This window comes from Cryptosporangium minutisporangium, assembly GCF_039536245.1.
Lineage (GTDB): Bacteria > Actinomycetota > Actinomycetes > Mycobacteriales > Cryptosporangiaceae > Cryptosporangium > Cryptosporangium minutisporangium.
The window spans coordinates 164,235-180,506 of record NZ_BAAAYN010000004.1; the positions used below are offsets into that span (position 1 = coordinate 164,235).

Here is a 16,272-nt window from a genome sequence, read left to right on the forward strand (position 1 = left end):
CGCGGCGCTACCGACGGAGGTCCAGCGAGAGGTGCGGGGAGAGTGCGCGGAGGAAGTCGGCCGCGTCGAAGATCTGCCCGGCGGAGACGACGCCGACCGCCCTGGTCCGTCCGGTGAGGATGCGGTCGACGGCCTCTCCGACGAGCGGCGCGGTGATCGCGTAGATGTCCTGGCCGCTCGCCACCGCGCGCCGCTCACTGCCGCCGGCGCGCACGACGACGTCGACCAGGAAGGTCTGGTCGGACCGCCCCCGCTCGTCGACCGCGGCCGGCGCCGGGGTGTCCGGGGCCGACAGGTCGCGGGCCGCCTCGATCGCCATGTGGGTGCTCACGTCGGGGATCGACAGGTGGCTGGGGATCGTGACGACGTCCGCCATCGTGAACTCCCCGATCACCTCCCGAAGGCCGAGCGGCTCCGGAAAGCGCCACTTCAGGGTGGGCGCGTCGTCGACGCGGTACTCCAGGCGCCCGTTCGCGTAGCGGACGCGTCGGCCGTCCCGGCGCTGCCGGGAGACCGCGCCCGCGGCGCGCGTCCCGCCGGTGGGGTGCCAGCTGCTCAGCCCGTACGCGACGTGCGCTTCGTCGGCCGCCGTCCAGTCGCCCATCGCCGCGGTGGCCAACAGGTCGCCGAGACCGCCGAAGAACGCCATCGCGGGGACGATCGTCGCTCCGGCGGCCCGAGCGCGCTCCGAGTAGTGCGCGAACGTGTCGGCGTTGGCCTCGATCTCGGCCGCCACGTCGACGTAGGGAATCCCCGCGCGCAAGGCCGCCTCGATCACCGGGCCGGCGGTCGTCGCGAACGGCCCGGCGGTGTTGACCACGGCCGAGACACCGGCCAGCGCCCGGTCGAGCGAGCCCGGATCGTCGACCGACGCCGGCCGCGCCTCGAAGCCCGACTCGGACGCCAGCGCGCGCAGCGCCTCCGCGTTGCGGCCGGAGAGCACCGGGACGAACCCACGCTCCCGCAACTCCGCCACGACGAACCGACCGGTGTGCCCGTACGCGCCGAAGACCGCCACCATCTGCCCCGAACCCATGGTTCTCTCCTGCGCTCGACTGTTCCGCTGGGACCATCCTGACGAGAACGAGCGCCACACCGTGAGTGTCCGGAACGACAAGTCCCGTACAGTTCCGGACATGGAGAGCGTTGCGCTGGCCGTCACCGAGGGGATGCTGCACTTCGAGCTTTCCCTGGCTCACGAGGTGTTCGCCGGCGTCCCGGACGCGGTGACGGTGCCCTGGTACGACGTCACCGTCTGCGGACCGGTCGGCGTCCGGGTCGGTCGTTTCCGGCTGGAGCCCGACGGCGGGCTCGACCGCCTCCGGCACGCCGACACCGTGATCGTCCCGGGCTGGGCCGACGTCGACGTGGACCCGCCCGCCGACCTGGTCGACGCGGTGCGGGCGGCGCACGAGGCGGGCGCGCGCGTGGCCTCTCTCTGCACGGGCGCGTTCGTGCTGGCCGCCGCCGGCCTGCTCGACGGGAAGCGGGCCACCACCCACTGGGCTCACACCGAGGAGTTGGCCGCTCGCTACCCGCTCGTCGAGGTCGACCCGGACGTGCTCTACGTCGACAACGGCAGCGTGCTCACCTCCGCGGGCAAGGCCGCCGCGATGGACCTCTGCCTGCACCTGGTCCGCCTCGACCGCGGTTCGTCGATCGCCAACGTGGTCGCCCGCCGCTTGGTCGTCCCGCCGCACCGGGCCGGCGGGCAGGCCCAGTTCGTCACCACCCCGGTGCCCGCCCAGGACGACCACCCGCTCGCCGCCCTGTTCCCGTGGGCCCTCGAACGGCTCGCCGAGCCGTTGACCGTGGAGGACCTGGCCCGCCAGGCCGGCATGAGCTCACGTCACCTGGGTCGCCACTTCTCCGCGGTGACCGGCACCACCCCGCTGCAGTGGCTGCTCACCCAGCGGATCCGCCACGCCCAGGAACTGCTGGAGAAGACCGACGACAGCGTCGAGACGATCGCGGCGGCCACCGGCATGGGCACCGCTACGACGCTGCGCCGGCACTTCAACCGCACGGTCGGTGTGCCCCCGGACGCCTACCGCCGCACGTTCCGCTCACGGACCCGCTGAGGCCTCCCGGAGCGCACCCCCGGCTCATTCCTTGAGCGCGATCTGCTCGATCGGCGGGGTGCGCAGCAGCCGGCCGATCGGCAGCACCGTGGTGGTCAGGGCCAGCACCGCCGTACCGCCGAGCACCACCACCCAGCCGAGCGGCGGTACGTACGGCACCGGCTCGCCGGTCAGCGACATGACGACCGCGGTGAGGGTCGCGGCCGCGATCGCCCCGCCGATCACCAGCGCGACGCCCAGCAGCCCGGCCTGCTCGGCGTGCACCATCCGCTTGACCTGCCGCCGGGTGACGCCGACCAGTCGGAGCTGGGCCAGCTCGCGCCGCCGGGCCAGCGCGGCGAGCACCATCGTGTTGGCGGCGGCCAGCGCGGAGTAGCCGACCATCACGCCGATCAGCAGCTTGTTCAACCAGGCACCGATCGCGAGGTCGGTGGCGATCCGGCCGGTCAGAGCGTCGGCCGAGACCAGGCGGGCACCGGGGTACCGGGCCGCCACCGCGTCCAGATCGGTGCCCGGGTCGGCCCGGATCAGCACTTCGTCGACGAGGCCGGTCGCGGTGTGCCCGGCGACCGTTTCCCGGCTCAGCGTGACGTCGCCGAAACCGAGGCCGCGCTGGTAGACGGCGATCACCCGGAGCGTCACCGGCGTGCCGTCGCCGAGCCGGAACGCCACCCGGTCGCCCAGCTCCCAGCCCTGGGTGTCCGCCCGGACGTCGGACACCGCGACCGTCCCCTCGCCCAGGTCGTCCAGGTTCCCCTCCCGGACCGCCAGGTCGACGGTGCCGGACGCGTCCACGGCCTGCGCGGCGGCAGGCTCGACGCCGTCGAGCAGCGGGACGAGCACGGAGGTGTGCCGCACGCCGGTGGCCGCCCGCACCCCCGGCACGGCCCGCAGCTCCTCGGCTGCGCGGTCCGGCAACCCGGCCGGGGAGACCAGCGCGTGCTGGGCGAGCAGCCCGTCACGGCTCTGGGTGAGCGTCGCGCGCTCCAGGTTGTCCTGCAGGAACCAGACCGAGCCGCCGAACCCGACCGCGAGCACCAGCGCGGTGAGGACGCCGGCGCCGCCGCGGGCGTTCGCTCGCAGGTTAGCCGTCGCCAGGTATCCGCTCGCACCCCAGACCGCACCGAGGAGCGGGGCGAGGATGCGCGCGGCCGCCCGGTTGATCCACGGCGCGAGCAGCGCGACCGCGAGGACGAACAGGTAGAGCATGCCGATCGCACCGGCCTGCGCGGTCTGGCCGGACGTCCCCAGGGTAAGCACGCTGGACGCCCCAGCGACTCCGAGCGCGACCAGGCCGCAGACCAGCCGGACCCGCCCCGGCCTCGGTGGCTCGACCGCGGCCTCGCCGAGCGCCTCGGTCGGCCGCACGGCGGTGGCACGCCGGGCCGCGATCAGCGCGGCGAGCACCGCGACCAGCGTGGTGAGCACGGTCGCCGCCACCGCGGAGAGCACCCCGGGCACGATCGGAAAGCTCGCCGGGACGAACCCGCGGGCGACGAGCTGGTCGTGCACCCAGCCGGTGGCGAGCACCCCGCCCGGAACACCGACGACCGCGGCCGCGACACCGAGCAGCACGGCCTCCATGAGCAGCATCCGACGGACCTGGCCTGGCGTCGCGGCCACGGCCCGGAGCAACGCGATGTCCCGGCGGCGGTGCCGGACCGAGAGGCCCAGCGTCCCGGCGACCACGAAGACGACCAGCAGGACGACGTACCCCCCGAACGCTCCCCCGGCCTGGATCAGCAGGTCGCGGGCGACCAGCGTGTCGGACTGCTCGGCCAGGCCCCGGTCGTCGCCGGTGTACACGGTGCCGCCGGCCGGCGTCGCCAGCCGGGTGAGCGCGGCCACCAGTGCGTCCCGGTCGGCGTCCGGCGTCGCGAGGACGCCGATCGCGGTCACCCGTCCCGGGTGCGGCGTCAGCGCCGCGGCGCGGACGTCGGTGAAGAACACCGCGGGTGCGTCGGCCACGCCGCTGACCCGGTACCGGCCTGAGACGCCGCCGACGATGAGAGTTGTCAGCTCTCCGGGACGCATCCCGAGCCGGGCGTCGACGACGACCTCGTCGTCGACCCGTGGCGCCGAACCGGCGGCGAGCCGGTACCGGGAGAGGACGGCGGCGCTCCACGGGCGGCCGACGACCGGGGTACCGCCCGCCACCACCGGCAGCGTGTCGTCGCCGACCGCGGTCGCGACGCCGGGCAGCCGGCGCACCTGCGCGACCAGGTCGGCCGGCACCGTGCCGCCCTCCGGCAGCGGCACCGTCGACGTGGTCGTCTCTCCGGTGAAGTCCTCGCTGGTGACGGTGGTGGTCGGGTGGGCGAGCACGATGTCGGCGGCGGCGTACCGCTGCGGCGTCGGCGTGTACCGCAGGCCGGACTCGACCAGCGTCCCCAGCGCGACCAGGATCAGCACCCCGACGGCGAGCGCCACCAGCGTCGCCAGCGCGCTGCCGGGACGGTGGCGAAGCATGCGCACGGCCAGCTTCGTCGTCATCTCAGACCTCCCGCGTTACGCGACGGCGGCCCAGCGACGCGAGCTGCTCGGCGATCCGATCGGCTCCCGGCTGCGGCAGGTCACGCACGATCCGGCCGTCCGCGAGCACGACGACGCGGTCGGCGTAGGACGCGGCGACCGGGTCGTGGGTGACCATCACCAGCGTCTGCCCGTGCTCGTCGACCAGCGACCGCAGCAGACCCAGCACCTCCGCGGCGGTCTGGGTGTCCAGCGCGCCGGTCGGCTCGTCGGCGAAGATGACTTCCGGACGCATCGCCAGGGCGCGGGCGATGGCCACCCGCTGCTGCTGGCCGCCGGAGAGCTCGGCGGGCCGGTGCGCCAGGCGCTCGGCGAGGTCCACCCGCTCGACCACGTGGGCGAGCCAGCCCGAGTCGATCCGGATCCCGGCCAGGCGAGCGGGCAGCAGGATGTTCTCCTCGACGGTGAGCGCGCCGATCAGGTTGAACGCCTGGAAGACGAAGCCGATCCGGTCGCGGCGGAGCACGGTCAACCGGGTCTCGGAGAGCCCGGAGAGCTCGGTGTCGCCGATCCAGACCCGTCCGGACGTGGGGCGGTCCAGCCCGGCCGCGGTCTGCAGCAGCGTGCTCTTCCCGGAGCCGGACGGCCCCATCACCGCGGTGAACGTGCCGCGCAGGAACGCCGCGTCGACGCCGGCCAGCGCGGTGATCCGGCGCCGGTCGGTGCCGTACGTCCGGGTGAGCCCCTCGACGCGGACGGCCGGGGTGCCGAGCGGCACGCTCCGGGCTGCGTACTGCTGACCACTCTGGACGGACATGCGTTCACCTCTGTTCTCGGGGGACGAGAAGAACGCTAGGTAGATCCGGACGGGGTTTCGATGAAGCCTGCAGGCCAGCGGTGGTACAGCCTGCTGTACCACCGCTTCGCCCGGCCTCTGCAATGACCGCGAACGCGCCGATTGGTGGACTCGAACACGTCACCCAGAGCCCTGATTGGAGGAGCCATGGAGAGCGTGCGCGGACTGGTTCGACGCTTCCCGGTACTGACCTTCTTCACCCTCGCCTTCGGGCTGAGCTGGATCGCGTGGACGCCGTACGTGCTGGGCAACACCGGCCTCGGATGGGAGCCGGAGTTCCAGTTGCCGACGGGCCTGGCCGGTCAGCTCGTCGGGATGCTGCCCGGCGCGTACCTCGGCCCGCTGAGCGCCGCGTTCATCGTCACTGCGCTCACCGAGGGGCGGGCCGGTCTGCGGCAGTGGGCCAAGCGCCTGCTGCGGTGGCGGGTCGGGTGGTTCTGGTACGTGACGATCCTGATCGCGGTTCCGGCGACGATCCTGCTGGTCACGCTGACACTCCCCGGCGCCGTGGACGGATTGGCCGCCCCGAGCCTCCAGGTGCTCGCCCTGTTCCTGCCGCTGCTCGTGCTCCAGTTCGTCACCACCGCGGCCGCCGAGGAGCCGGGCTGGCGTGACTTCGCCCTGCCCCGTCTGCAGGACCGGTTCGGCCCGGTGATCGGTACGACGATCCTCGGCGTGCTGTGGGGCTGCTGGCACCTGCCGCTGTTCTGCACCGAGTGGGGCGGCTGGCCGGACGTCTCGTGGATCGAGCCGGTCCTGTTCGTCGCGAGCTGCGTTCCGCTCAGCCTGGTGATGACCTGGCTGTTCAACCGCACCGGTCAGAGCCTGCCGATCGTCATGGTGTTCCACGCCGCCATCAACACGACCTACTCGATCCTCTGGCCGACGGTGTTCACGAAGCTCAACGAGTTCCGCGACACGCTGGCGGTCAACCTGATCGCCGCGCTCGCCGCCTCGGTGGTGCTGATCATCGTCACGCGCGGACGCCTGGGCCTCCGCGCCGAGCGGGAGCCGGCCGATGCCGAGCCGCCGACCCGCCCGCTCGACAATGCTTTTGTCGCCTGATCCGATCGTGGGAGGTCCGATGGTGCGCAGAGTGGTCGGGCGGGGGCTCACCTCGCTCGAACAACTCTTCAGCGGTTTCGGCACCGCCCTGGTCGCGTTCGTCGTCGTGCTGGTGGCGGTGGTGACCACGGCGCTCTCGCTGGTGGGCGTCGGCCTCATTCTGGTGCTCCCGGTGCTGCGGGGAATCCGGATCCTGGCGGACCGCGAACGAGCCCGGCTCGGCCGCTGGGGTCCGGAGCTGGTATCGCCCGGACCGGTCCCGGCGCGCCGGTCCGACGCTCTCGCCGACCCGACGGTCCGGCGGGAGCTGCGCTGGCTGGCCGTCCACGGGACGATCGGCCTCGCGGTCGCCCTGCTCGGCGTCGTGATGATCATGTCCGCAGTGCGCGACCTGGTGTTTCCGCTGCTGTACCCGCTGCTGCCGCGGGACGCCACCGCCACGTCGATCGGGCTCGGCACCGCGAGCTCCTGGTCGGTCGCGCTCGCCGTTCCGCTGATCGGCCTGGGCTGGGGCATCATTCTGCTGTTCGTCGGGCCGCCGCTGGCGCGGATCCAGTTGTTCCCCGGACGACGTCTGCTGGTGCCGGATCCGCGGACCGATCTCTCGCTGCGGGTCGCCGCGCTCACCGCGACCCGCGCGGCCGCGTTGGACGCGCACGCCGCCGAGCTGCGCCGGATCGAGCGTTCGCTGCACGACGGCAGCCAGAACCGGCTGGTCGCGGTCACCGTCCTGCTCGGCGCCGCCCGGCGGGCGCTGGCCCGCGATCCGGCGGCCGCGGCCGAGGTGCTCGACCGGGCCCAGGACGCGGCGGAGGAGGCGCTGGCCGAGCTGCGGGCGGTGTCCCGCAGCATCCTGCCGCCGGTGCTCGCCGACCGCGGCCTCGCCGGCGCGCTCACCGGCCTGGCCGGGGCCTGCGGCGTGCCCTGCGAGGTGGAGGTGGACCTGCCGGGGCGGTGTGCGGCGTCGACCGAGGCGACCGCGTACTTCGTCGTCGCGGAGGCGCTGACGAACGTCGCCAAACACAGCGGAGCCGGCCGCGCGACGGTCAGCGTCCGGCAGCGGGAGGGACGCCTGTACCTTCGGGTCACCGACGACGGACACGGCGGCGCCGACGCCGAACGCGGTTCCGGCCTGGTCGGCATCGCTCGCCGGGTCGAAGCACACGACGGCGTCCTCGCCCTGAGCAGCCCGCAAGGTGGGCCGACCACCCTGGAGGTAGAGCTTCCGTGCGGATCGTGATCGCCGAGGACGACGCGCTGCTGCGCGAGGGCATGGCCCTCTTGCTCAAGGCGGAGGGCTTGGACGTGGTGGCGGCCACCGGCGACCCGGACGCGTTCCTGGCCGCGGTCGACGAGCACCGGCCGGACGTGGCGCTGGTCGACGTCCGGATGCCGCTGACGCACACCGACGAGGGGATCCGGGCCGCGGTGGAGGCTCGGCGCCGCTATCCGCGGCTCGCCATCCTGGTGCTCTCCGCCCACGTCGAGCAGGCGTTCGCCACCGACCTACTGGCGAGCGGCAGCGCCCGACTCGGCTACCTGCTCAAGGAGCGGGCGGGGCGGGTCGAGCAGTTCCTCGACACGCTGCGCCGGGTCGCCGACGGCGGCACCGCGATCGACCCGGACGTCGTCACCCAGCTGCTCTCCCGGTCCCGGACGGACTCCCGCCTGGAACGCCTGAGCCCTCGGGAGCTGGAGGTGCTGGCGCTGATGGCCGAGGGGCTCGGCAACGCCGCGATCGCCGAGCGGCTGGTCGTCACCGAGGGCGCGGTGCACAAGCACATCCGCAGCATCTTCGCGAAGCTGGACCTGCCGCCGGACGAGCAGACCGACCGGCGGGTGGTCGCCGTCCTGCGTTACCTCGACGACGTCCGCCGACGGTCCTGAGTTCACCGGGCGAAGTTGAGCCGAAGGCCCGGCCACGGCCAGCGCAGGGCGTAGAGGATTCCCCGGCCCGACGACGTGACGTACGCCGTCCGGCCGTCCGGCCCGAAACAGAGGTTCGTGACGTAGCTGTCCGGTGTCGGGGTGACGAACCGCGTCAGCACGGTGCCGTCGGCGGCGATCACCGTGACGCCCGACGCGGACAAACTGGCCACGCAGACGTTGCCCGCCCCGTCGACGGCCAGGCCGTCACATCCGTGGGGCCGCTCCGCCGGGGAGTAGAGCAGCGTCTTCCCTTCGAGCTTTCCGGGGCCGACGACGTCCCAGGCATGGACGCGACCCGAGTAGGTCTCCGAGGCATACAGACGGGTGCCGTCGGGAGACAGACCGATGCCGTTCGGGAGCTCCAGCCCTTCCTCGACCGGGTGGATCGCTCCGCTCAGCGGATCCGCGTAGAGCAGCCCGCCGTAGAGCGTGTCGGTGAGGTAACAGGCTCCCGAGGTGTCGAACACCAGGTCGTTCGGCGCACCGAGCCGCCGAGCGCCGCTGTGCGTGAAGACCGCCTCCACGGCGCCGGTGTCCAGGTCGACGCGTTGCAGCGCACCGCCGTCGTTGCCCTCCCGGAGGCCGTCGGGGTAGTGGATCCCGGTGTCGTCGGTGGTGAACGTCAGGCCGCCGTTGTTGCAGACGTAGATCTTTCCGTCCGGCCCGACGGCGGCGCCGTTGGGGCCGCCGCCGCAGTCGGCCACGACCTCCACGCCGGTGTCGCCGGGGCGCACCCGGCAGAGCGTGCCGCGTTCGATCTCGACGAACAGCACGGATCCGTCGTCGAGCGCGATCGGCCCTTCGGGGAAACGCAGCCCGGTCGCGACCGTACGGACGGTCGCCGGGTCGAACGCAGCGCTCATGAGGTCTCCTCGGGCGATCGGATCGTTCCGGCGAAGTCTCCGGCGTCGAGCCACTCGGTGACCAGGGCGGCGTAGTCGAGAACCGTGCCGGGGTACATGAGCCGACGGGCGGAGCTGGCGTCGTGCGGGGCCTGTTCGCCGGTGATGTAGCCCGGCGTGCACTTGCGGTAGTAGTCGGCGAGGAACCTGAGAGCGGGCGTGTCGTAGAGCACCGAGAGCCAGTCCTCTTCGGCCTGGGCGGTGGCCTCGATCGTGGTCCGCCGGCAGGTCCTGATCAGCCGGGCGCAGTGGTCGGCGGCGTTGCCCAGGAAGTGCGTGTTGTTGACGGTCGCGGCGGACTGGGCGATCCCGATCAGCAGCAGGTTGGGGAACTTGTTGATCAGAACCCCGTGCAGCGTGCGGGGGCCCTTCGCCCAGTGCTCGGACAGGCGGATCCCCTCCCGCCCCCGAGGGTCGAACCCCATCCCGTGGATCGGGTCGGTGCCGACCTCGAACCCGGAGGCGAAGATCAGGCAGTCCACCGGGTAGTGCACCCCGGCCACGACGACCGAGTCCTCGGTGATCCGTTCGACACCCTTGCCTTCGGTGTCGACCAGGTGGACGTTCGGCCGGTTGAAGGACTGCAGGTACTCGTCGTGGTAGCAGAGCCGCTTGCACATCTTGGCGTACCAGGGCTTCAGCTTCGCGGCGGTGTCGGGATCGGTGACGATCTGGTCGACCCGGGCGCGCAGCTCCTGCATCACCGCGACGTCGTGGTCGAGCGACGCCTCCTGCTGCTCGGGCGTCCGCGCCGCGTGCGGGTGGTCCCACAGGAGGCGGGTCCACTCGTCGTCGACCAGGTTCCGCTCGGGCTTGAGCCCGCTGACGACCTCGGTGAAGTTCCGGACCCGCTCGGCCTGCCACCCCGGCGGGAGGCTGCGGAACCACTCGACGTCGGTCGGGTGGTTGTTGCGCGCCGCGACCGCCGAGGGCGTGCGCTGGAAGACGAACAGCTCTCCGGCGGTCCGGGCCAGCGCGGGCACGACCTGGATGCCGGTCGCTCCGGTGCCGACGATTCCGACCCGCTTGTTCCGCAGCCGCTCCATCGGCTCGGTGTTGCTTCCGCCGGTGTAGCGGTAGTCCCACCGGCTGGTGTGGAACGCGGTGCCGCGGAAGTCTTCGATGCCCGGCACACCCGGCAGCTTGGCTTTGTGCAGGAAACCGCCGGAGAGGGCGACGAACCGCGCCGACAGGCGGTCGCCCCGGGCGGTGGTCAGCTGCCAGCGCTGCGCGGCTTCGTCCCAGGTCACCTCGTTCACCCGGGCTCCGAACAGCGCCCGACGGTAGAGGTCGAACCTCCGCCCGAGCAGCTGGCAGTAGCCGAAGATCTCCGCCGCCTTGGCGTAGCGCTCGGTCGGGACGTACCCGGTCTCCTCGAGGAACGGCAGGTAGCAGTAGGACTCGACGTCGCACATGCACCCGGGATACCGATTCCAGTACCAGGTCCCGCCGAAATCACCGGCCTTGTCGACCAGGTAGAAGTCCTCGATCCCCTGCTTGATCAGGTTGACCGCGGTCATCATCCCGGAGAACCCGGCGCCGACGATCGCGACCTCGGTCTCCACGACGACCGGCGCACGTTCGTCCGCCGGCGCGTACGGGTCGTGGTCGAACCGCGCCAGGTCGCCGGCCAGGTCCCGGTACTGGTCTTTCCCGTCGGGCCGCAGCCGCTTGCGACGCTCGGCCTCGTACCGGGTCTCGATCTCTTTCGACATGCCCGTCCTCTCGCTCGTTCGCCGACCGGTTCACCCCGATGCGGGTCAGAGCGGCATGGCCAGCCCGCCGTTGACGCGGAGGATCTGGCCGGTGACGAAGCGGGCGGCGTCCGAGGCCAGGTAGAGCACGGCGTCCGCGACGTCCTCGGGCTCGCAGACCGAGCCGAGCGGGTTGGACTTCCGGTGTCCGCCGAGGACGGCGTCCCGGCGTTGTTCGTCGGTGCTGCCGTCCGCCGCGGTGAAGTGCCGGTTGGTCATGCCGGTGACGACGAAACCCGGCGCGACCGCGTTGATCCGCACACCGGCGCCGCCGAGCTCCGTCGCGAGCGTGCGGGACAGCTGCGCGACCGCGACCTTGGACATCGAGTAGACGGCGGTGTTCCGGGCGGCGAAGTCGACGGCTGCGGAGACGACGTTGACGATGGACCCGGACCGACGCGGGACCATGTGGCGCGCGGCGGCCTGGCAGGCGAACAGCGTGCCCTTGAGGTTGACGTCGAAGACCGCGTCGAGGTCCTCGACCGTGATGTCGACGACCGCGCCGTTGCGGATGATGCCGGCGAAGTTGGCCAGGACGTCGACGTGCCCGTGGGCCGCGACGACCTCGTCCAGGAGCGCGTCCACCGCGGGCTTGTGCCGTACGTCGACGGCGTGGGCGTCGGCGGCTCCGCCCGCGTCGACGATGCGCTTGGCGGTGGCCTCAGCGCCTGCCGCGGACAGGTCCACGCAGGCGACGTGGGTGCCGGCCGCGGCGAGTCCGGCGGCGGCCGCGGCACCGAGCCCGCTGCCGGCACCAGTGACGACAGCGACCCGTCCGGTCAGGTCGAAGCGATCGGGCACCAGGTACCTCCGGGGATTAATTGAGACTGTATACATCATCAACTTAGTCGGACCGTACCCCTTGACGGGCTCGCCTGGCCAGACCTACGTTCGCTGTATCGAAAACGCTGTTCGACATTCTGAACAAGGTGAGGCGATGACGCCGGATCTGCTACCGGACGGGGACGTGGTGCCCGCCTACGCGGAGCTCTCGGAGCTCGGCGGTCGTCGCTTCGTCGTCCTCGGCGGTGGCCAGGGCATCGGCCGCCAGGTCGTGCACGCGCTGACCCAGCTCGGAGCGGAGGTCGAGCTGATCGATCGGGACGACGGCCGCGCGCGGCAGGTCGCCGAGGAGATCGGCCCGGCGGTGAGACCGCAGGCGCTCGACGTCACCGACCGCGCAGCGATGGAGCGTCTGGGTGCGACGATCGGGCCGATCGACGGCGTGATCGACATCGTGGGAATGGCCCGCTACGGGCGGCTCCTGGATCTCACCGACGAGACGTGGGCGTGGGAACACGACGTCGTGCTGCGCCACGCCTGGCTCGCCCTGCAGTGCCTGGCGCCCCGCATCGCGGAGCGCGGTGGCGGAGCGTTCGCGTTCGTGGCGTCGCTCTCCGGCCTGACCAGCGCACCCCTTCACGCCGCCTACGGTGCGTTCAAGGCGGCGCTGATGTCGCTGGTCCGCAGCGCCGCGGTCGAGTTGGGGCCGGACCGGATCCGGGTGAACGCGGTGGCACCGGGCACGGTGTGGACCCCACGGGTGGCCGAGTTGCTCGGCCCGGCCGGTCACGCGAAGTCGGTGGCCGCCGCACCGCTGCGCCGCGTCGCCCTGCCCAGCGACGTCGCGGCCGGGCTGCTGTTCCTCGTCAGCGACCAGGCCGCGGCGATCACCGGGCACACGATCGTTCTGGACGGCGGGGCGAGCGCACGGTTCGCCTACGAGGTCGACCGATGAGGGATCTCCCCGGACAGCGGGCCACCGCGGTGCCGGCCGTGGATCGTACGGTCGCCGTGATCGAGTACTGCGCGGCCCGGCCGGGCGCCCAGTTCACGCTCTCCGAGCTGTGCCGCGCGCTCGACATCTCGAAGGCAACGGCGTTCGGCCTCCTGACCGCGCTCTGCGAACACGGCTGGCTGGCGCGGGACGCGACGACGAAGACCTACCGCATCGGCCCCGGATTGGCGGTTCTCGCCGACGCTCTGTCGGTCCCGCACCGGACGCTGATCGACGCCGCGCAGACCCAGCTCGACGCGCTCGCGACCGCCACCGGGATCCGCACCGTGGCCGCGACCCTGGTCGGCGACGAGATCGTCATCCTGGCGGTCGGCGGGCAGGAACGGCCGCTGGGAACGGCGTTGCGCCCCGGTCACCGGCTGCGCGTCGTACCGCCGATCGGCGTGGTGTACATGGCCTGGTCCGGTGCCGAGGAGCGCGAACGATGGCTGGGACGCGGTCACGGCGTCATCGGCCCGGACGGGATCGAACGGCTGCGGGCCGAGGTCGAGGCGGTCCGGGACCGCGGATTCCAGGTGTCGCTGCACTCCTCGGACGTCCGTCGCCTCGCCGAGGCGATGGGCCGGGGCGAGGCGACGCCCGACCTGATCGACCACATCGACGCGGCGGAGTACGTCGTGCCGGACCTGGACCCCGACGGCAAGTACTACCCCAACATGGTCAGCGTCCCGGTGCTCGACGGCCAGGAGCGCCTGGCGATGACGCTGACCTATTTCGACTTCCCCGCGCCCCTGGTCGGCAGCGAGATCGTTCGGCTGGCCAACCGGCTCAAACGCGCCGCCGCCGCGGTGCGCAAAGCACTCGCCGATCCCCGCTGAGCCCCGGCAATTCCCGACGCCCGGGCCTGCCGAAACTCGGTTTTATACATTATCAGGAGACCTTGTGACCTACGCAGTTCTCGGCCCGGAGCGGCCGGGACGGCCGGCACCGGCCGAGCTGACGGCCCGTCGCGCGGCGCTCGCGGACTGGGCACCCGACGCGGGCCCCGACGTCACGGTGATCGACACCCCGATCGGTGGCGTGCCGTGCCGGACGATCAGCGCGGTCGAGCCGATCGCTACCGTGCTCTACCTGCACGGCGGCGGATATCGGCTGGGTACCGCCGCGGCCTACAGCGGCCTGGCCGGCGCACTGGCCCGCGCCGCCGGCGCGGAGGTGGTCGTCGTCGACTACCGGCTCGCGCCGGAGCACCCCTTCCCGGCGGCGCTGTCCGACGCGGCCGCGGTGCACGACGCTCTCAGAGCGGCCGATCGACCCCTCGTCCTCGCCGGGGACTCGGCCGGTGGAGGGCTCGCGGCCGCGCTGCTGGCCCTCGGCATCCGCGCTCCGGCGGGCGTCGCGTTGCTCTCGCCCTGGCTGGACCTGCGCTGCGACTCCCCCACGTTCGCCAGCCGCGCCGAGACGGACCCGCTGTTCCCGCTCTCGTCCGCGCAGGAAGCGGCCGACCAGTACCTCCAGGGACATCGTCCCGACGATCCGCTGGCCAGCCCGCTGCGCGCGGATCTCGACCGCTTCCCGCCCGCGCTGGTGTTCGCCAGCGCCGCGGAGACCCTGCTCGGCGACGCGCTCACCCTGACCCAGCGCCTCGCCGACGCCGCCCGCGCCGTGACGCTGCGCGTCGTTCCCGGGATGGCCCACGCCTGGCCGGTGGTCCACCCCGATCTACCGGAGTCGTCGGCCGTCGTCGCCGAGGTCGGCGCGTTCGTGCGCCGGCTCGCGAGTGAGGAGCCCCGCCATGGATGACCGGCACAGCCACTACGACGTCATCGTCGTCGGCGCCGGGCTGGGCGGCCTGTACGCCGTCCACCGCTTCCGGCGAGACGGTCTGGACGTCCGTTGTCTCGAATCCGCCGCCGGCGTGGGTGGGGTCTGGCGCCACAACCGGTACCCGGGTGCGCGCGTCGACATCGAGAGCCACGACTACTGCTACTACTTCTCCGAGGACCTCTACCGGGAGTGGAACTGGACGGAGCGGTACGCGTCCCAGCCGGAGCTCCTCGCCTACCTCGAGCACGTCGCCGAGCGGTTCGACCTCAACCGGCACATCCGCTTCGACACGCGGATGGAGGGTGCGGACTGGAGGCCCGGGGAGAAGCGGTGGGAGGTCAGGACCAGCACCGGCGAGACCCTCACCGCGGACTTCCTCGTGATGGCCACCGGCAACCTCTCCGAAGCCCGCACGCCGGACTTCCCCGGGATCGACGACTTCGACGGGCAGTGGGTGATGACCGCGCACTGGCCCGAGGAGCCCGTCGAGCTGGAGGGCAAGCGGATCGGCGTCGTCGGCACCGGCTCCTCCGGGGCGCAGGTCATCCCCGTACTCGCCGATCGGGCCGCCGAGCTCCACGTCTTCCAGCGCACGCCGAACTTCGTGGTACCTGCCCGCAACGGGGCCCCCGTCGCGGAGGTGATCAACAAGGTCCGCGCCGATTACGCCACCGAGCGCGCCTGGATGCGCGCGGCCGGCGGCAACCACGTCCAGTACTTCCTGGCCGACTTCGACTCCCTCGACGCCGAGGGGCGGCGGAGCCTCCTGGAACAGCAGTGGGAGCGCGGCGGCCACGGTATGAGCTACGTCTTCCTCACTCAGGGCGTCTTCAAGGAGCACAACGACGTCGTCGCCGAGTTCGTCCGGGAGAAGATCCGGGAGACGGTCAAGGACCCGGAGACCGCCGAGAATCTCTCGCCGTACGACCATCCGATCGGATCCCGGCGGCTGGTCATCGACACCAACTACTACGAGACGTTCAACCGCGACCACGTCAGCCTGGTGGACCTGCGCGAGGAGCCGATCGACCGCATCACACCGCACGGAATCCGTACCACCGCACGGGAGTACCCCCTCGACCTCCTCGTGTTCGCCCTCGGGTTCGACGCCTACGTCGGCGCGATCAACGCCACCGACATCCGCAACGCGGACGGCGAACGCCCGGCCGACGGCTGGCAGCGTCGCCCCCTCACCCTGCTCGGCTTGATGACCAAGGGCTTCCCCAACTTCTTCTTCCTCACCGGGCCGGGTAGCCCCGCCACCCTGGCGAACCTGTTCGCCGAGAACGAGTACCACGTCGACTGGGTCGCCGACGCCATCAGCCACCTCCGGCAGCGGGGCTACCGCACGATCGAGCCCACCGACGAGGGGCAGCGGGAGTGGACCGCGGTGCTCGACAAGACGTCGGCGCCGCTGCTGCGCAGACACGTCCGGAACTACATGACCCACAGCAACCCGGACGGGACCCGTTACTTCATTCCGTACGCGGGCGGGCTGCACACCTACATCAAGCTCGCCGACGAGATCGCTGCGAACGGCTACCGAGGCTTCACACTCGGCCAGTGATCCCGGAGTCGAACCTCCGAAAAGAAGCCATCACCTAATGGTGGGATTTCCAGGTGCGAGAGGCCGCTGCTTGTTACTTTC

General features: G+C 72.1%; 14 protein-coding genes. 8 read left to right on the forward strand and 6 right to left on the reverse strand.

The genetic code is table 11. The features are described from left to right. Positions 1-7: 7 nt before the first annotated feature. Positions 8-1,036 carry a saccharopine dehydrogenase family protein gene (locus tag ABEB28_RS03550; RefSeq protein ID WP_345726483.1) on the reverse strand — a complete coding sequence of 343 codons (1,029 nt, stop codon included), beginning with the start codon at positions 1,034-1,036 and terminating at the stop codon, positions 8-10. 100 nt (positions 1,037-1,136) lie between these two features. Here ABEB28_RS03550 and ABEB28_RS03555 point away from each other — a divergent pair, with 100 nt between their 5' ends. Continuing rightward, positions 1,137-2,081 carry a helix-turn-helix domain-containing protein gene (locus ABEB28_RS03555; protein ID WP_345726484.1) on the forward strand — a complete coding sequence of 315 codons (945 nt, stop codon included), beginning with the start codon at positions 1,137-1,139 and terminating at the stop codon, positions 2,079-2,081. Positions 2,082-2,105: 24 nt separating this feature from the next. Here the strand turns inward: ABEB28_RS03555 and ABEB28_RS03560 are convergent, their stop codons facing one another. Both ABEB28_RS03560 and ABEB28_RS03565 read right to left on the reverse strand, forming a co-directional pair. Beyond that, positions 2,106-4,574, reverse strand: coding sequence for an FtsX-like permease family protein (locus ABEB28_RS03560; protein ID WP_345726485.1), 2,469 nt, complete (start codon positions 4,572-4,574; stop codon positions 2,106-2,108). A gap of 1 nt (position 4,575) precedes the next feature. Next, the gene (locus tag ABEB28_RS03565; protein ID WP_345726486.1) at positions 4,576-5,370 is read right to left on the reverse strand and encodes an ABC transporter ATP-binding protein; all 795 of its coding nucleotides are present in this window, start codon (positions 5,368-5,370) and stop codon (positions 4,576-4,578) included. Positions 5,371-5,556: 186 nt separating this feature from the next. Here ABEB28_RS03565 and ABEB28_RS03570 point away from each other — a divergent pair, with 186 nt between their 5' ends. From ABEB28_RS03570 to ABEB28_RS03580, 3 genes are read left to right on the forward strand one after another with little or no spacing between them, the layout of a single operon-like run. Further along, a complete protein-coding gene (locus ABEB28_RS03570) occupies positions 5,557-6,474 on the forward strand; it encodes a CPBP family intramembrane glutamic endopeptidase (RefSeq protein WP_345726487.1) in 918 nt (305 codons plus the stop codon). 19 nt (positions 6,475-6,493) lie between these two features. Then, positions 6,494-7,714 (forward strand): sensor histidine kinase, encoded by a 1,221-nt coding sequence (locus ABEB28_RS03575; protein ID WP_345726488.1) that lies wholly within the window; start codon positions 6,494-6,496, stop codon positions 7,712-7,714. Continuing rightward, complete coding sequence (locus ABEB28_RS03580) at positions 7,702-8,361, forward strand: response regulator transcription factor (protein WP_345726489.1); 660 nt, start codon at positions 7,702-7,704, stop codon at positions 8,359-8,361. The genes ABEB28_RS03575 and ABEB28_RS03580 overlap by 13 nt, the downstream gene beginning before the upstream one ends. A 2-nt stretch (positions 8,362-8,363) precedes the next feature. Here the strand turns inward: ABEB28_RS03580 and ABEB28_RS03585 are convergent, their stop codons facing one another. The 3 genes from ABEB28_RS03585 to ABEB28_RS03595 are packed head-to-tail and all read right to left on the reverse strand — an operon-like array spanning position 8,364 to position 11,860. Next, complete coding sequence (locus tag ABEB28_RS03585; RefSeq protein ID WP_345726490.1) at positions 8,364-9,266, reverse strand: SMP-30/gluconolactonase/LRE family protein; 903 nt, start codon at positions 9,264-9,266, stop codon at positions 8,364-8,366. Then, complete coding sequence (locus ABEB28_RS03590; protein WP_345726491.1) at positions 9,263-11,020, reverse strand: flavin-containing monooxygenase; 1,758 nt, start codon at positions 11,018-11,020, stop codon at positions 9,263-9,265. Before ABEB28_RS03590 ends, ABEB28_RS03585 begins: the two co-directional genes overlap by 4 nt. Positions 11,021-11,065: 45 nt before the next feature. After that, positions 11,066-11,860 (reverse strand): SDR family NAD(P)-dependent oxidoreductase, encoded by a 795-nt coding sequence (locus tag ABEB28_RS03595; protein ID WP_345726492.1) that lies wholly within the window; start codon positions 11,858-11,860, stop codon positions 11,066-11,068. A gap of 136 nt (positions 11,861-11,996) precedes the next feature. On the opposite strand from ABEB28_RS03595, the gene ABEB28_RS03600 reads away from it, so the two are divergent. The 4 genes from ABEB28_RS03600 to ABEB28_RS03615 all read left to right on the forward strand — a co-directional run bounded on the left by ABEB28_RS03600 (position 11,997) and on the right by ABEB28_RS03615 (position 16,191). Beyond that, positions 11,997-12,797, forward strand: coding sequence for an SDR family NAD(P)-dependent oxidoreductase (locus tag ABEB28_RS03600; protein WP_345726493.1), 801 nt, complete (start codon positions 11,997-11,999; stop codon positions 12,795-12,797). Beyond that, positions 12,794-13,675: an IclR family transcriptional regulator gene (locus tag ABEB28_RS03605; RefSeq protein WP_345726494.1), complete on the forward strand. Its 882-nt coding sequence runs from the start codon at positions 12,794-12,796 to the stop codon at positions 13,673-13,675. The genes ABEB28_RS03600 and ABEB28_RS03605 overlap by 4 nt, the downstream gene beginning before the upstream one ends. A 64-nt stretch (positions 13,676-13,739) precedes the next feature. After that, a complete protein-coding gene (locus tag ABEB28_RS03610; RefSeq protein WP_345726495.1) occupies positions 13,740-14,600 on the forward strand; it encodes an alpha/beta hydrolase fold domain-containing protein in 861 nt (286 codons plus the stop codon). Then, positions 14,593-16,191: a flavin-containing monooxygenase gene (locus ABEB28_RS03615; protein WP_345726496.1), complete on the forward strand. Its 1,599-nt coding sequence runs from the start codon at positions 14,593-14,595 to the stop codon at positions 16,189-16,191. The genes ABEB28_RS03610 and ABEB28_RS03615 overlap by 8 nt, the downstream gene beginning before the upstream one ends. Positions 16,192-16,272 lie beyond the last annotated feature (81 nt).

What these genes read in the sequence shown, in the direction of transcription:
- ABEB28_RS03555 (WP_345726484.1), top strand. Translation starts at nt 1,137, where the DNA reads ATGGAGAGCGTTGCGCTGGCCGTCACCGAGGGGATGCTGCACTTCGAG.
- ABEB28_RS03575 (WP_345726488.1), top strand. Translation starts at nt 6,494, where the DNA reads ATGGTGCGCAGAGTGGTCGGGCGGGGGCTCACCTCGCTCGAACAACTC.
- ABEB28_RS03585 (WP_345726490.1), bottom strand. Translation starts at nt 9,266, where the DNA reads ATGAGCGCTGCGTTCGACCCGGCGACCGTCCGTACGGTCGCGACCGGG.
- ABEB28_RS03560 (WP_345726485.1), bottom strand. Translation starts at nt 4,574, where the DNA reads ATGACGACGAAGCTGGCCGTGCGCATGCTTCGCCACCGTCCCGGCAGC.
- ABEB28_RS03570 (WP_345726487.1), top strand. Translation starts at nt 5,557, where the DNA reads ATGGAGAGCGTGCGCGGACTGGTTCGACGCTTCCCGGTACTGACCTTC.
- ABEB28_RS03615 (WP_345726496.1), top strand. Translation starts at nt 14,593, where the DNA reads ATGGATGACCGGCACAGCCACTACGACGTCATCGTCGTCGGCGCCGGG.
- ABEB28_RS03600 (WP_345726493.1), top strand. Translation starts at nt 11,997, where the DNA reads ATGACGCCGGATCTGCTACCGGACGGGGACGTGGTGCCCGCCTACGCG.
- ABEB28_RS03590 (WP_345726491.1), bottom strand. Translation starts at nt 11,020, where the DNA reads ATGTCGAAAGAGATCGAGACCCGGTACGAGGCCGAGCGTCGCAAGCGG.
- ABEB28_RS03565 (WP_345726486.1), bottom strand. Translation starts at nt 5,370, where the DNA reads ATGTCCGTCCAGAGTGGTCAGCAGTACGCAGCCCGGAGCGTGCCGCTC.
- ABEB28_RS03550 (WP_345726483.1), bottom strand. Translation starts at nt 1,036, where the DNA reads ATGGGTTCGGGGCAGATGGTGGCGGTCTTCGGCGCGTACGGGCACACC.
- ABEB28_RS03605 (WP_345726494.1), top strand. Translation starts at nt 12,794, where the DNA reads ATGAGGGATCTCCCCGGACAGCGGGCCACCGCGGTGCCGGCCGTGGAT.